The sequence below is a fragment of the Pseudomonas sp. B21-036 genome (assembly GCF_024748925.1).
GTDB lineage: Bacteria > Pseudomonadota > Gammaproteobacteria > Pseudomonadales > Pseudomonadaceae > Aquipseudomonas > Aquipseudomonas palmensis.
Genome location: NZ_CP087178.1, coordinates 3,199,353 through 3,214,080, shown reverse-complemented (window position 1 = coordinate 3,214,080; position 14,728 = coordinate 3,199,353). Strand labels below are relative to the sequence as shown.

At 66.2% G+C, this 14,728-nt stretch carries 12 protein-coding genes; 4 read left to right on the top strand and 8 right to left on the bottom strand.

Features of this window, described 5'->3' with window-relative positions; genetic code table 11:
- The first annotated feature begins 239 nt into the window (after window positions 1-239).
- Window positions 240-1,811: a TerC family protein gene (locus LOY33_RS14475; protein WP_058540673.1), complete on the top strand. Its 1,572-nt coding sequence runs from the start codon at window positions 240-242 to the stop codon at window positions 1,809-1,811.
- On the opposite strand, the gene rarD is transcribed toward LOY33_RS14475, so the two are convergent.
- Window positions 1,774-2,661 carry an EamA family transporter RarD gene (rarD, locus tag LOY33_RS14470; protein WP_043862930.1) on the bottom strand — a complete coding sequence of 296 codons (888 nt, stop codon included), beginning with the start codon at window positions 2,659-2,661 and terminating at the stop codon, window positions 1,774-1,776. The genes LOY33_RS14475 and rarD overlap by 38 nt on opposite strands.
- Before the next feature lie 50 nt (window positions 2,662-2,711).
- Window positions 2,712-4,271, bottom strand: coding sequence for an EAL domain-containing protein (locus LOY33_RS14465; protein WP_408980652.1), 1,560 nt, complete (start codon window positions 4,269-4,271; stop codon window positions 2,712-2,714).
- A gap of 405 nt (window positions 4,272-4,676) precedes the next feature.
- On the opposite strand from LOY33_RS14465, the gene hppD reads away from it, so the two are divergent.
- Window positions 4,677-5,753, top strand: a complete 1,077-nt coding sequence (hppD, locus tag LOY33_RS14460) for a 4-hydroxyphenylpyruvate dioxygenase (protein WP_054915379.1) — start codon at window positions 4,677-4,679, stop codon at window positions 5,751-5,753.
- 67 nt (window positions 5,754-5,820) lie between these two features.
- On the opposite strand, the gene LOY33_RS14455 is transcribed toward hppD, so the two are convergent.
- Both LOY33_RS14455 and LOY33_RS14450 read right to left on the bottom strand, forming a co-directional pair.
- Window positions 5,821-6,627 carry a CSS-motif domain-containing protein gene (locus LOY33_RS14455; RefSeq protein WP_043862927.1) on the bottom strand — a complete coding sequence of 269 codons (807 nt, stop codon included), beginning with the start codon at window positions 6,625-6,627 and terminating at the stop codon, window positions 5,821-5,823.
- Window positions 6,628-6,767: 140 nt separating this feature from the next.
- Window positions 6,768-7,472, bottom strand: coding sequence for a type 1 glutamine amidotransferase domain-containing protein (locus LOY33_RS14450; protein WP_078480157.1), 705 nt, complete (start codon window positions 7,470-7,472; stop codon window positions 6,768-6,770).
- A 147-nt stretch (window positions 7,473-7,619) separates the two neighbouring features.
- Here LOY33_RS14450 and LOY33_RS14445 point away from each other — a divergent pair, with 147 nt between their 5' ends.
- A complete protein-coding gene (locus LOY33_RS14445; RefSeq protein ID WP_238596426.1) occupies window positions 7,620-8,081 on the top strand; it encodes a nucleoside deaminase in 462 nt (153 codons plus the stop codon).
- A 23-nt stretch (window positions 8,082-8,104) separates the two neighbouring features.
- Window positions 8,105-10,186, top strand: a complete 2,082-nt coding sequence (locus tag LOY33_RS14440; protein WP_058540719.1) for an ATP-binding protein — start codon at window positions 8,105-8,107, stop codon at window positions 10,184-10,186.
- Here LOY33_RS14440 and LOY33_RS14435 read toward each other — a convergent pair.
- From LOY33_RS14435 to LOY33_RS14420, 4 genes are read right to left on the bottom strand one after another with little or no spacing between them, the layout of a single operon-like run.
- Window positions 10,138-11,106: a lysylphosphatidylglycerol synthase domain-containing protein gene (locus LOY33_RS14435; RefSeq protein ID WP_258659116.1), complete on the bottom strand. Its 969-nt coding sequence runs from the start codon at window positions 11,104-11,106 to the stop codon at window positions 10,138-10,140. The genes LOY33_RS14440 and LOY33_RS14435 overlap by 49 nt on opposite strands.
- Window positions 11,103-12,314: a cardiolipin synthase ClsB gene (gene clsB / locus LOY33_RS14430; protein ID WP_054915377.1), complete on the bottom strand. Its 1,212-nt coding sequence runs from the start codon at window positions 12,312-12,314 to the stop codon at window positions 11,103-11,105. The genes LOY33_RS14435 and clsB overlap by 4 nt, the downstream gene beginning before the upstream one ends.
- Window positions 12,311-13,093, bottom strand: a complete 783-nt coding sequence (locus LOY33_RS14425) for an endonuclease/exonuclease/phosphatase family protein (RefSeq protein ID WP_043862922.1) — start codon at window positions 13,091-13,093, stop codon at window positions 12,311-12,313. The genes clsB and LOY33_RS14425 overlap by 4 nt, the downstream gene beginning before the upstream one ends.
- Window positions 13,090-14,718, bottom strand: coding sequence for a response regulator (locus LOY33_RS14420; protein ID WP_258659101.1), 1,629 nt, complete (start codon window positions 14,716-14,718; stop codon window positions 13,090-13,092). The genes LOY33_RS14425 and LOY33_RS14420 overlap by 4 nt, the downstream gene beginning before the upstream one ends.
- Window positions 14,719-14,728 lie beyond the last annotated feature (10 nt).

Sequence of the window (14,728 nt, the reverse complement as noted above, 5' to 3'; positions counted from 1 at the left end):
GAGGGTAGGCGGGAAGGTCGGTGGGGTATTGAAGGAAATTGCCCTGTGCCGCAGCGGGTGTTTTGCCACAGATTGAAATAATTTCACGCTGTGAGAAAAGTCAGCTGAAATTGTAGGATCACCGTCCCTAATTGACCCAAGGTTGATATGACTTCGTTCTCGGAGCCTCCCAGTACCCGGCCGTCCTGGCCATCCTCCCTTTCCCGTCCCCGTGACGTTTCCCGCCTGAGTACCTGCCCATGGAATGGCTAGCCGACCCCACGGCCTGGCTGGGCCTTGCCACGCTGATCGTGCTCGAGCTGGTACTGGGTATCGACAACCTGGTGTTCATCGCGATTCTCGCCGACAAGCTGCCGCCCCATCAGCGCGACCGCGCGCGGGTGATCGGCCTGTCGCTGGCGCTGATCATGCGCCTGGGCCTGCTGGCCAGCATCTCGTGGATGGTGACGCTGACCGCGCCGCTGTTCGAGGTGTTCGACAAAAGCTTCTCGGGCCGTGACCTGATCATGCTGTTCGGCGGTGTGTTCCTGCTGTTCAAGGCCACCATGGAGTTGCACGAGCGTCTCGAAGGGCATGTCGCCCACCATCAGGGCCCGGCGCGCCATTCGGCGTTCTGGCCGATCGTGGCGCAGATCGTGGTACTCGATGCAGTGTTCTCGCTGGACGCGGTGATTACCGCCGTGGGCATGGTCGAGCACCTGTCGATCATGATGATCGCGGTGATCTTCTCCATCGGCATCATGATCGTCGCGAGCAAGCCGCTGACCCGCTTCGTCAACGCCCACCCCACGGTGATCATGCTGTGCCTGGGCTTTCTGATGATGATCGGCTTCAGCCTCACCGCCGAGGGCCTGGGCTTTCATATACCCAAGGGGTACCTGTACGCGGCAATCGGCTTCTCGATCCTGATCGAGCTGTTCAACCAGCTGGCCCGCGCCCGGCGCAAGCGCAGCCTGCAACAGCACCGGCCATTGCGCGAGCGCACCGCCCACGCGGTGATGCGCATGCTGGGTGGGCGCCGGTTGCAGGCCGACGAGGTGGGTGAGGACATCGCCGACCTGGTCGAGGATGGCGATGAACAGGTGCTGTTCGACCGCCGCGAACGGGTGATGATCAGCGGCGTGCTGAACCTGGCCGAACGCCCCATCAGAACGCTGATGACGGTGCGCGCCAAAGTCGACTTCATCGACCTGGCGCAACCGCCGGAGGCGATCCGTACCGCGCTGATGCATTCGTCCTACTCGCGCCTGCCGCTGATTCGCCAGGGGCGGGTGGAGGAGCCGCTGGGCTTCGTGCACAAGAAGGAGCTGCTCAGGGAGCTGCTGGCCGGTCACGAGCCGGACCTGGAGCGCCTGGCGCGCACGCCGCTGAACCTGCTGGAGAGTTTCAGCATCCTCAACGCGCTGGAGCAGATGCGCAGCCAGTCGACCCACATCGCCTTCGTGGTCAACGAATTCGGCGACTTCACCGGCGTGCTGACCATGACCGACATCCTCGAGTCCATCGCCGGCGAGCTGCCCGATGCCAGTGAAGTCGAAGGGCCGGGCATCGTGCAGGCGCCGGACGGCTACCTGGTCAACGGCGCGCTGAACCTGCGCCAGATCCAGGCGCAGATCGGCTTTGCGGCCAAGCCCACCGAGGACTACCAGACCCTCGCCGGCCTGGTCATGAGCCTGCTCGACCGCCTGCCGCGGGTGGGCGATCAACTGACCTGGGGCGACTGGCTGATGACCGTCGAGGCCGTGCAGGAGCGCCGGGTGCGGCAGGTACGGCTTACACCGAACGCCGCCGCTGACGTAGCAGGTGCCTGACCCCCTCGAGCACCAGCACCACCACTGCCAGCCAGATCGGCAGGTAGGTCAGCCACTGATCCGGGGCGATGCTCTCGCCCAGGATCAGGGCCACCGCCACCAGCAGCACCGGTTCCACATAGCTGAGCAGGCCGAACAGGCTGAACGCCAGCAGACGACTGGCCATCACGTAGGTGACCAGCGCCAGGGCGCTGATCACGCCCAGGATCGGGATCAGCACATAGAGCTGCGGGTGGGCCAGCAGGTCGGCTGCGCTCAGCGGGCCCTGCACGATGAAGTACACCGAGGGCGGCATCATCAGGCACATGTCGGCCCACAGCCCGCCCAGGTGATCGGTGCGCAACTTGCGCCGCAAGATGAAGTAGAACGGGTAGCCGCCGGCCACCAGCAGGGTTTCCCAGGCGAACGAGCCATGGCGTATCAATTCATGCCCCACCCCCACCACGGCGCAGGCCACGGCGACCTTCTGCAGGCGTGACAGGCGCTCGCCGTACACCACCCGCCCGGTCAGCACCATGGTCAGCGGCAGCAGGAAGTACCCCAGCGACACCTCCATGCTGCGCCCGTGCAGCGGTGCCCACAGGAACACCCACAGCTGCAGCCCCATCAATGTCGAGGTACCCACCAGCCCCAGCAACAGCAGCGGGTTGCGCCGGATGCGCTGCAGTACGCCGATTGCCAGTGGCCAGTCCTTGGACAGCAGCATGAACAGCGTGATGCACGGCAGGGTCAGCAGCATGCGCCAACCGAAGATTTCCTCGCCGTCGAGGGGGGTGAGCAGGGAGGTGTAGTAGTACATCAGGGCGAACAGACACGACGCCATGACCGATGAAACGATGCCTCTGGACAAGGGGGCCTCGGGAGCACGAAGGGGTAGGGAAGTGGTGAGCGCGCATGATCTCAGGGGCGCGTCACCTGGGCAACCGGCTGTGTGCCCAATGCAGCCACGAACTCGGCCAACGGCATCGGCCGGGCGAACAGGTAGCCCTGCTGGAAGTCCACCCGGTGCCGGGCCAGGTAGTCGCGCTGGGCGATGGTCTCCACACCCTCGGCGACAATGCCCAGGCCCAGCTTGCCCGACAGCTCGATGATGCTGTCCAGGATATGCAGCGACAGGGCATCGACGCCGATCATGGCCACGAAGCTCTGGTCGATCTTCAGGTAGTCGACCTTGAACTGGCGCAGGTAGCCCAGGCTCGACTGGCCGGTGCCGAAGTCATCGATGGCGATCATCACCCCCAGGGCCTGCAGCCTTGCGAACAGCTGCTCGGTGGTGTCGCTGGGTACCACCAGCTTGCGCTCGGTCAGCTCCAGGGTCAGGATCACCCGGCCAGGCGGGAAGGCGGCGAGAAAATCGCGGCAGTCGTCATACAGGGCCATGTCCTGGCAGTGATCGGCAGTGATGTTGATGCCCACATGAAAGCCGTCGCCAAAGCTCTGGGCGTGGGGCGCCAGGCCTTCGGCCACGCGCTGCATCAGGCGCCGGGTCATGGGCACGATCTGGCCGCTGTGCTCGGCATAGGGAATGAACAGGTCAGGGCGCACCATGCCTTCGCGCGGGTGCTGCCAGCGCATCAGCACCTCGGCGCCGGCCCAGCGGTAGTCTCCCTCGCGCACCACCGGCTGGAAGTACGGGATGAACTCGTCGGCCTCCAGTGCCCGTTGCAGCTCCACCCGTGGCGAACTGGCCCTGCGCAGCTGCCAGCGGCAGGCCGCGCCGGCCATCACGCCCAGCAGGGTCACCAGGCCGAACAGCCCCGGGTACTCGGCGCGCATCAGGCGCCAGGGCTCGCCAGCGGCATAACCGCTGTGCACCGAAAAACGATAGCGCTGCGAGGCCTGCTGCGTCGGCGCCACGGCAAACACCGGGGGCGGGCCCTGGTGCACCACGCCGTCTTCGCCCATCCAGTTGGGGCCTACCTGCAGCACCAGGGTGGTGCCCTGGTCGAGCAGCTCCAGGGCGCTGCTCAGGTGGTCGCCATCGACGGTGGTGATGGCGCCGTCGTTGCCCTTGCTGAGCCGGTAGGCCAGCAGTGCATGGCCGGGCGTCACCGAGTTGCCGTTCATCAACCACAGGCTGCCATCGACATAGTCCTTGGCATCCACCGGCTCGCTGAAGTTGCCAAACAGCGAACTGCAGTACAGGTCATTGTCACGAAACAGGTTGCTGGAGCGCACGAACGAGCCGCGTGTCACCTGTTCGCGCAGGGCCAGCGTGGCCTCTGCGCAGGGTTGGCGGGTCAGGGGCAGCAGGGCCTGGGCGGCGCCGGCGATGTTGTCGAGGATGCGTTCGAAGTGCCCGGTGACCAGGGCGGCCGTGTTCACGGCCCTGGCCTCGAGCTCACGCTGGGCCTGCCAGTGCATGATCAGCACGCCGGACACCACCGGTATCGCCCCCACCAGCCATGGCAGCAGGGCTCGCAGGGTCCAGCGACCGGGGCGTTTTTTCGTGAGGGGCATGGTGTCTACCTGTGCGGGATGAGCGCGGATGATTTCAAGGGCAGGGTTTCCCTGGTACCCCTGAGCGCACAGCATAGCCGTTCATCGGCCCGTATACAGCTGAGGCGTCAGCCTGATGTACTGCAGGGGAGGCTGCCGCTGTCGGCAGGCCCGGGCACTAAAGTACTTACAATTTTTCTTACGCCCTGTAGAATCGCGTTACGCATACAATAATAAGGTCCTTCGCCACTGGAGGATCAGACGGCCGAGAATAGGTCCCATATGAAGTGTCATGGGTTCAAACTGATTTATGGTGACTACCTCGCCCGCAGTGTGAGGGGCATCTCCTGCGCGCCGCCACGTTCGCTCCACATCGACAGCAAGCTACCCCTGTGATTTGAACGCTTTGATGATGAGGAAACGAACATGGCAGATATCTTCGAAAACCCGATGGGCCTGATGGGCTTCGAGTTCATTGAACTGGCCGCACCTGTCCCGGGTACCCTGGAGCCGATCTTCCAGATCATGGGCTTCACCAAGGTTGCCAGCCACCGCTCCAAGGACGTGCACCTGTACCGTCAGGGCGGCATCAACCTGATCCTGAACAACGAACCCAAGAGCGTGGCGTCCTATTTTGCCGCCGAGCATGGTCCGTCGGTGTGCGGCATGGCCTTCCGTGTGCGCAATGCCCATGAAGCCTATGCCCGTGCCCTGGAGCTGGGTGCCCAGCCGGTCGAGATCGAGACCGGGCCGATGGAACTGCGCCTGCCGGCGATCAAGGGTATCGGCGGCGCGCCGCTGTACCTGATCGACCGTTTCGAGGAAGGCAGCTCGATCTACGACATCGACTTCAAGTGGATCGAAGGCGTGGACCGCAACCCGGTCGGCGCCGGCCTCAAGATCATCGACCACCTGACCCACAACGTGTATCGCGGGCGCATGGCCTACTGGGCCGGCTTCTACGAGAAGCTGTTCAACTTCCGCGAGATCCGCTACTTCGACATCAAGGGTGAGTACACCGGCCTGACCTCCAAGGCCATGACCGCCCCCGACGCGATGATCCGTATCCCGCTGAACGAGGAGTCCTCCAAGGGCGCCGGCCAGATCGAAGAGTTCCTGATGCAGTTCAACGGCGAGGGCATCCAGCACGTCGCCTTCCTCACCGACGACCTGATCAAGAGCTGGGACGCGCTGAAAAAGCTCGGCATGCGTTTCATGACCGCGCCGCCGGACACCTACTACGAAATGCTCGAAGGCCGTCTGCCGAACCACGGCGAGCCGGTGGGCGAGCTGCAGTCGCGGGGCATTCTGCTGGACGGCTCGTCCGAGGCGGGCGACAAGCGCCTGCTGCTGCAGATCTTCTCCGAAACCCTGATGGGCCCGGTGTTCTTCGAGTTCATCCAGCGCAAGGGTGACGACGGCTTCGGCGAGGGTAACTTCAAGGCCCTGTTCGAATCCATCGAGCGCGACCAGGTTCGCCGCGGTGTACTGACCGCCGAGTAAACGCGGCGCGTATGCAAAAAGGCCATCGAGCATGCCTCGATGGCCTTTTTTTGTGCCTGCGCCGGCCTCAACCGTAACGACGGACCGACGGCGCGCGGCGGTTGCGAAACAGCGTCCAGTACACCGCTGCCGAGGTCATGACACCCACCAGCAGCAACGACGGGATGATGGCCTGGGCGTTGGACAGCATCGCCTGCCAGATATGGCCGTCCGGGTAGCCGCCATGGATGGTGTACCCGTAACTGGCGGACAGCACGCGGACATGCTGTTCGGAGTGATCGGGCAGCACGTCGTCGAAGGTGCTGCCCTCGCTCCACAGGTAATCGTCACCGAACTGCAGCACCAGGTTGGCGCTGGCCTTTACCCGCTGCATCGTGGCTTGCAGGGTCTTGGCGTCGACCAGGGCCAGCACGCCGAGCGGGTACTCCTGCAGGCGGTAATACAGGATGGCCGAGTCCGGGGTCACATCGTTGCCCGGCTCCAGGCGCAGGCGCTGGTTGAAGAAGCTGCCCGGGTCGACCAGCAGTTGGTACTCGCCGTGCACCGTGCTGCAGTAGGCCCGGTTCTCGCGCACCAGCACCAGCGAGCGCAGCTCGGGGCGCATCACCACTTCGGTACGCAGGCTGGGCAGGGCCCGCGGGCAGGGGAAGTCCGCCAGGTTGAGCACCTTGTTGCTGGCATTGTGCAGCGAGTCGAGGATGCGATCGATGTCCTGCTGGGTGTGCTGGATCGAGACCAGGGTCGACTCGGCCAGCATCTTTTCCACCTGCCAGCTCATGATCAACAGGCCGCACCCCACAGGGGTCAGGCCGATCAACAGGATGACCAGCAGTTCCAGCAGCACACGGCCAGCGCGAAATTTGTGACGGGGCATGATTCACCTATGTTGACAGAGCGGGCCGCAGGGGCGCGCGGGCATCTTGAGCGGATGCCGTTCAGCATAAGTGAGGGGCGTAGTTTGCCCTTGTAAGACGCGACGACATTGGCCGTGCTATTCGTCGACGCTCCGGGGGGCTAGCCTGCCTTCGATGCGGCCAGTACTGCCAGCACCTGGCGTGCGACAGCGGCCGAGGAGGCGGGGTTCTGCCCGGTGATCAGGCGCCCCTCGCGCTGGTCGCGCACCACGTATTCCTGCCAGGGGTCCTCGGCCTTGCTGTACAGGCCACCGCGCGCGGCCAGTTCGTTCTCGGTCAGAAACGGCACCACCTTGTCCAGTTCGGCCAGTTGTTCCTCGACGTTGGAGAACCCGGTAACCTCGCGGTCCTTGAGCAGCAGGGTGTTGTCACTGAGCTTGATGTTGAGCAGGCCGACCGCGCCATGGCACACCGAGGCCACCACGCCGCCGGCCTCGAAGATCTGGCGCGCCAGGCCCTGCAATGCCGTGTTGTCGGGGAAGTCCCAGATCACCCCGTGGCCGCCGGTGAAATAGATCGCGTGGTAGTCCTGCGCCTTGACCTGGTCAGGGGCCAGGGTGGCGCCCAGGCGGTTCATGAACGCCTTGTCGTCGTACCACTGCCAATCCAGGTCCGGGGCCATGCTCAGGCTGTGCGGGTCGATCGGCACGTAGCCGCCGGCAGGGCTCACATAGTCCACCTTGTAGCCGGCCTTCTCGATCACCGCAACGAAGTGCACGGCTTCGCCCAGCCACAGCCCGGTGGCGCGCTTGAGGCTCGGATACCTGGCGGTATTGGTCAGCACTACCAGTACTTTCTTGCTCATTGCAGCGTTCCTCTGGTGATCGGGCGCGGGGAGGGGTGGGGCGAAGCAAACCTATAGAGCATAGTCGCGGCCGCAAAACCCGCCATCGCCCAGGGCGTTGTGCTAGTTTCCACCCATACAGCCGCTGTCACAGGAGTCACCGCCATCATGTCCACACACACCGATCCGTTCATGCAGGCCGCCATCGACGAAGCGCGGAAGAGCCTGGCAGAAGGTGGCATTCCCATCGGCTCGGTGATCGTGCACCAGGGCAGGATCATCGGACGCGGCCACAACCGCCGGGTGCAACAGGGCAGCGCGATACTGCATGGTGAAATGAGCGCGCTCGAAGATGCCGGGCGCCAGCCCGCCAGCGTGTACGCCGACGCCACCCTCTATACCACCCTGTCACCCTGCGCCATGTGCAGCGGCGCCATCCTGCTGTACGGCATCAAGCAGGTGGTGATCGGCGAGCACCACACCTTCCTGGGCGAGGAGGCCCTGCTGCAGAGCCGTGGCGTGAACCTGCAGGTGCTGCATGACGCCACCTGCACCGGCCTGATGCGCAGATTCATCGAGGACCACCCCCAGCTCTGGAACGAAGATATCGGCGAGCAGTCCGAGCCTTGAGCCCCAAGGAAGCGCACCCGATCATGCACACCCCCCACTCTGAAGCGGCCCCGAACCTGTCGGGCGGCATGAGCGATGCGGTACGCCAGTTTGACTGGAGTCGCACCGCCCTGGGGCCGGCGCCGCAATGGCAGGCTTCGCTGCGCATCGCCGTGGACATGCTGCTGGCTTCCAAGTTTCCGGGTTGCCTGGTGTGGGGCCCCGAGCTGATCAGCATCCACAACGACGCGTTCGTGCCCTTGCTCGGCGCCAAGCCGGCGCCGCTGGGCAAGCCGCTGAGCGTGATCTGGAGCGACGTGTGGGACGATATCAGCGCCCTGGCGCAGCGGGCCTACGCCGGCGAAGCGGTGTTCATGGAAAACTTCGCGCTCGATACCGACCGCAACGGGGATGTGGAGCGGGCGTACTTCACCTTCTGCTACAGCCCGGTGCGCGACGAGTCCGGCCAGGTGGCGGGCTTTCTGAACACCGTGTTCGAAACCACCGAGACGGTCAGAAACGAGCAGGTGTGGCGCGAACGCGCCGATGCCTTCGAACAGAAGATCATGGAGCAGACCGCAGACCACGAGCGCATCTGGGAGCTGTCCAGCGACATCATGATGCTGGTGCGCGAAGACCTGCAGATCTACGCCATCAATGCCTGCGGTCGCGAGCTGCTGGGCTGGGACGATTCGTTCATCGGCAGGCCGGTGCTGGAGCTGTGCCATGTCGACGACCGGCCGGGCATCGAAGCGGTGCACCAGCAACTGCGGGCCGGGCAGACCGTGCAGGGCTTCAAGTGCCGCTACCGTCACCGTGACGGCCATTACCGCTGGTTCAACTGGTCGATCGTGCCCAGCACCGGCATCTATACCGCCATCGGCCACGACATCACCCTGGACCAGGAGCGCGCCGCGGCCCTGGTGCAAGCCGAGGAACTGCTGCGCCAGAGCCAGAAGATGGATGCCGTGGGCCAGTTGACCGCCGGCATGGCGCACGACTTCAACAACCTGCTGACCGGCATCAGCGGCAGCCTGGAAATGATCGAGCGGCGTATCGGCAGTGGCCAGCTGGACGGCCTGGATCGCTACATCGCCGCCGCCAAGGAGGCGTCCCAGCGCGCGGCGGTGCTCACCCACCGCCTGCTGGCATTCGCCCGGCGCCAGCCCCTCGACCCGCGCCCGGCAGACCTCAATGCCCTGGTGCACGGCATGGACGCCCTGATCCGCCAGACCCTGGGCCCGGACATCGCCCTGCAGCTGAAGGTCGAGCCGCAGCTGTGGCGCACCCTGGTGGACGCCAACCAGCTGGAAAACGCCTTGCTCAACCTGTGCATCAACGCACGCGATGCGATGCGCGCCGGCGGGCGCCTGACCATCAGTACCGGCAATGAACGCTACGATGCCCGGGTCGCAGGCAGGGACGGCCTGCCCCCTGGCGACTACTGCTCGCTGACGGTCGAGGACGACGGCCAGGGCATGAGCCCCCAGGTGATGGAGCGCGCCTTCGAACCCTTCTTCACCACCAAGCCCGTGGGCCAGGGCACCGGCCTGGGCCTGTCGATGGTGTACGGTTTCGTGCGTCAGTCGGGCGGGCGGGTGTGGATCGAGGCGTCCGATACCGGCGGCACCCGCATCAGGCTGGTGCTGCCACGCTACTGTGGCGCCGACAGCCAGTCTGCGGCCAGCGTACCGGTGCCGGCCAAGGCCAGCGTGCCGGGCAAGGGGCGGATCCTGCTGATCGATGACGAACCGACCCTGCGCATGCTGATCAAGGAGGTGCTGCAACAGGAAGGCTACGACGTGATCGAGGCCGTGGATGGCCGTTCAGGCCTGGCGGCGTGCCTGGCCGGCCCGCCGGTCGACCTGCTGATCACCGACATCGGCCTGCCCGGCGGTTTCAGTGGGCGCCAGGTGGCCAGCGAGGTGCGCCGGCACAACCCGCAGCAGAACATACTGTTCATCACCGGCTACACCGACGAAGCCATCGCCCAGCGCGACACCCTCGAGGCGGGGGTGGAACTGCTGACCAAGCCCTTCCCGCTGGACCGCCTGCAGCGCAAGGTCAAGGCCATGCTTCAGCGCGCCGAGTCGCGCGGGCCGGGGGCCGGCACGCCGGCGCCCTGACTGGCCACGCGCTCCAGCAGCAGGTAGACGACGCAGGCCACCAGCAGCGGCAGCAGAAAGTACAGTACGCGGTAGGCAATCAGCGCCGCCAGCAGGGTGCCCTTGGCGTACTGGCCCTGCAGCAGGGTGATGAACACCGTCTCCAGCACCCCCAGGCCTGCCGGAATATGCGTGATCACCCCGGCAATGCTGCTGATCATCAGCACCCCGACGATGCTCGGGTAGCCCACCTTGTCCGGCAGCAGGGTGTAGATCACCAGCCCCATCAGCAGCCAGTTGCATGCCCCCATGACGGCCTGCAGCAGTGCCAGGCGGATGCCCGGCAGCGTGAGCACCTGCCCGCGCACCTGCCAGCTGCGGCGCCTGGCGAACGCGCAGGCGCCCAGGTAGGCCGCAGCGGCCAGCAGCATCAGCACACCGATCACGCGCAGCCCGCCGGTGCCGATCTCCATCCCCGCCGGCAGGCGCGGCAGGCCACAGGCGAACAGGCTGCCGGCCACCAGCAGGTAGCCCAGCCAGTTGGTCACCAGGCCCAGCCCGAGCAGGCGGCTGATGGTCGGTACATCCAGCCCCAGGCGCGAATACAGGCGATAGCGCAGGGCAACCCCGCCCACCCAGGCACTCAGGTTCAGGTTGAACGCGTAGCACACGAAGGCCAGCGGCACGACCTGGCGCGCCGGCAGCTGGTGGCCGGTGTAGCGCCGCCCCAGCAGGTCATAGCAGCTGAACAGCACGAAGCTGCACGCCGCAATCGCCCCGCCCAGCAGCAACACCCCGGGCGGGTAGGACACCAGGGCGTGACGCACCTCGCCCCAGTCCTGGTTGCGCAGCAACATGAACAGCAATGTCGGTATCAGGATGAAGAACGCCAGGGTCAGGGCCCGGCGCGCCCATTGCCAGTGTGTGCCGGAACGCTTCATGACAGCGGCTCCTGGAGCGCCGCTGGCGGCTGCAGCGGCTTGAGCCGGGGCTGGTGCGCAGGCAGCCAGCCGACGATGGCCGGGAACAGCCGGGTGAAGTGGAACGCCATGAAGATCAGCGGCGCGCGCCACCAGTAACCGCGCAGCACCCGTTGCAGGGTCACCGGCTTGCATTGGCTGTGGGCCAGCGCCTGCAGGTGCTCGCCCAGCAGCTGGTTGAAGGCCTGGTCGCGGATCACCAGGTTGGCCTCGAGGTTCAGCGACAGGCTCAGCGGGTCGAGGTTGCTCGACCCCACCGTGGACCACTCGCGGTCCACCACCGCGACCTTGCCGTGCAGCGGGCGCTCGCAGTACTCGTGAATGCGCACGCCGTCGCGCAGCAGGTAGTTGTAGAGCATGCGCGAGCACAGCCGCACCAGCGGCATGTCGGGCATGCCCTGCAGGATCAGGGTGACGTCCACGCCACGCCGGGCCGCATTGCGCAGGGCCCGCAGCATCCGGTAGCCGGGGAAGAAATAGGCGTTGGCGATGATGATCCGTTCGCGCGCGGTGACGATGGCGCGCATGTAGTGCTGCTCGATGTCGGTGGGGTGCTCGGCGTTGTCGCGGATGCACAGGCACATGCGCGCCTGCACGCTGTCGGCACTGATCGGCGGTGCCCGGCGCCACCAGCCCCGGGGCCGCACAGGGCGGGCGCGCTGGGCGTCGAGCAGGGTCAGGGTGGCCTGCTGCAGGTCGGCCACGATCGGCCCCCGTACCCGCACGGCGTAGTCCTGCTTGGCCATCGGCCCGAAGTCGGCCAGGTGGTCGGCGCTGTAGTTGATTCCGCCGACAAAGGCAGTGTGCCCGTCGATCACCAGGATCTTGCGGTGCAGGCGGCGGAACAGGTTGGTGCGCAGCCCCAGCCGCCGCGGGCTCGGGTCGAACGCCTGCAGGTGCACACCGGCCTGGCTCAGCGCCAGCAGAAAGGCGTTGCTCAGGTCGGCGGTGCCATAACCGTCCACCAGCACCTCCACCTGCACGCCGCGTTGCGCTGCCTCGATCAATACCTGTTGCAGCTGCTTGCCGACCTTGTCTTCGAAAATGATGAAGGTCTCCAGCAGCACCTGCTCCCTGGCATTGGCAATCGCCTCGAAGGCGGCCGGGAAGTACGCCTCGCCATTGATCAGCAATTGCACCTCGTTATCCTCGCGCCAGTCGGCCTTCATAGCAGTACCTCCACGAACAGCGGCAAGTGGTCTGACAGGTGCGACCAGGGTTTGCGCCCCATCACCCGGGGTTGCCGGGCCTGGGCGTTGCGCACATAGATACGGTCCAGGCACAGCAGCGGCCAGCGCGCCGGAAAGCTGCGTGCGGGGCGCCCGTGGGCCTGGGTGAACACCTCCACCAGGCCGCAGCCGGCCAGGTGCTGGTCGGCGCGCTGGCGCCAGTCATTGAAGTCGCCCGCCACGATCACTGGCGCCTCGGCGGGCAGGCTGTCCAGCAGCCGGCACAGCAGGCGCAACTGCTTGACGCGCTGGCGCTCGTCCAGCCCCAGGTGCGCACACACGGTATGCAGCGGGCGCTGGCCGGGTACATCGAGCACGGCGTGGAGCAGGCCGCGGCGCTCGCTGCCGGTCACGCTCACATCGAGGTTTTCGTAATGCCGGATGGCGAACTTGGACAGCAGCGCATTGCCGTGCTCGCCGTCCGGGTACACCGCGTTGCGCCCGTAGGCGTACTGCGGCCACAGGCTGTCGGCCAGGAACTCGTACTGCGGCACGTGGGACCAGTCCGGGTGGCGGCTGGCATGGCCACGGTGGCTGCCCAGCACCTCCTGCAGAAACACCAGGTCGGCGTCCTGGCTGCGTACGGCCTCGCGCAGCTCTGGCAGCACATAACGCCGGTTGAACGCGCTGAAGCCCTTGTGCACATTCACCGTAAGCACCCGCACGGCGTGCTCGGTGACCTGCCGGCCGGCCACCGGCGGGGGCTGGGGCAGGCTCATGGGGCGTTGCCCGGGCCGAGCATCTGCGCCACCTTGCGCGTCAGCTGGGTGAACTTGAATGGCTTGTTGATCATCTGCATGCCCGGGTCGAGAAAGCCCCGGCACGAGGTGGCGTTTTCGGCGTAGCCGGTGATGAACAGCACCTTCAGCCCTGGGCGCAGCTTGCGCGCGATCTCCGCCAGCTGGCGCCCGTTCATCCCCGGCAGCCCCACATCGCTGATCAGCAGGTCGATCGGCCGGTCGGAGCGCAGAACCGACAGTGCCAGGCTGGCGTCGGCCACCTCGCAGCACTGGTAGCCCTGCTCGGCGAGGGTCTCGTGGACCAGCTGGCGCACCGTGTGGTCGTCCTCCACGATCAGCACGCGGTTGCTGCCATTGGCCTCCGGCGGCGGGCCGGGGGCGTGCGCTGGCGCGCCCTGTACATCCCCCACATGCCGCGGCAGGTAGAGCTCGACCTGGGTGCCATGGCCGATGCTGCTGTACAGCGCCACGTGCCCCTGGGACTGGCGACTGAAGCCATACACCATCGACAGGCCCAGCCCGGTGCCCTGGCCGATGGGCTTGGTGGTGAAGAAGGGGTCGAAGGCGCGGTCCACGCTGCTTTGCGGCATGCCGCAGCCGTTGTCGTGCACGCTCAGCAGTACATAGTCGCCGCTGGCCAGCGGATGCCCGCCAGGCAACGGCTTGCCCTGGCGACGGTTGCCGGCGTGGATGCGCAGCTCACCGCCGTTGGGCATGGCATCACGGGCGTTGCTCAGCAGGTTGTCGATGGCTTCGCGCAACTGCTGCGCGTCCACCTCGATGTGCCACAGGTCGGCGTCGAGGCTGACCTGCAGGTCGATCTGCGGGGTCAGCAGGGCGCGCAGCTGGTCGCCGTCCAGCAGGCTTGCCAGGCTGACCGGGCCCGCATCCAGCGGCTGACGGCTGGAGAATGCCAGCAGCCGATGGGTCATGCTGGCGGCGCGCTGCACCGCCCCCAGGCTCATGTCGATAAGCTTGGGCAGGTCTTCCTGGCGGCCCTGGGCAAGGCGCCGGCGGATCAGCTCCACGCTGCCGCCGATGCCGGTAAGCAGGTTGTTGAAGTCGTGGGCCACACCGCCGGCCAACTGGCCGATGGCTTCCATCTTCTGCGTGTGGCGCAGCTGTTGTTCGTCTTCGCGCAGGTGGCGCAGTTGCTCTTCCACCCGCTGCTCCAGGTCCTGCAGGCGGGCCGCGCTGTACTGGGCCTGGTACTGGCGACGGCGGGCGCGCAGCGAAGCGTGGGTCAGGGCCAGCAGGCCGCTGGGCTGGAACGGGCATGCCAGCAGGAACAGGTTGCCCAGCGCCGTGTGCAGTTCGGCGTCCGGCGCCCGGGCCGGGCTGGTCAGCAGCACCACCGGCAGGTCCGACCAGGCGGGCTGGGTACGCAGGTAGTTGTGCACGGGCGACTGCACGAAGCCGCCCAGGGACTCGTCGGCGATGATGGCCAGCCCCGCGCCCTGGCCCAGGGCATCGGCCATCTCGTCCAGGTCGCGGGTGGCCAGCGCGTGTATGCCGGCTTCGTCGAACAGGTTCAGCGCCAGGCGGCTGAGGGTGGGCGGGGCAAGTATCAGTGCGCGTTCGCCGTTTGGCACCGAATTGTTCACGGGCGATCTC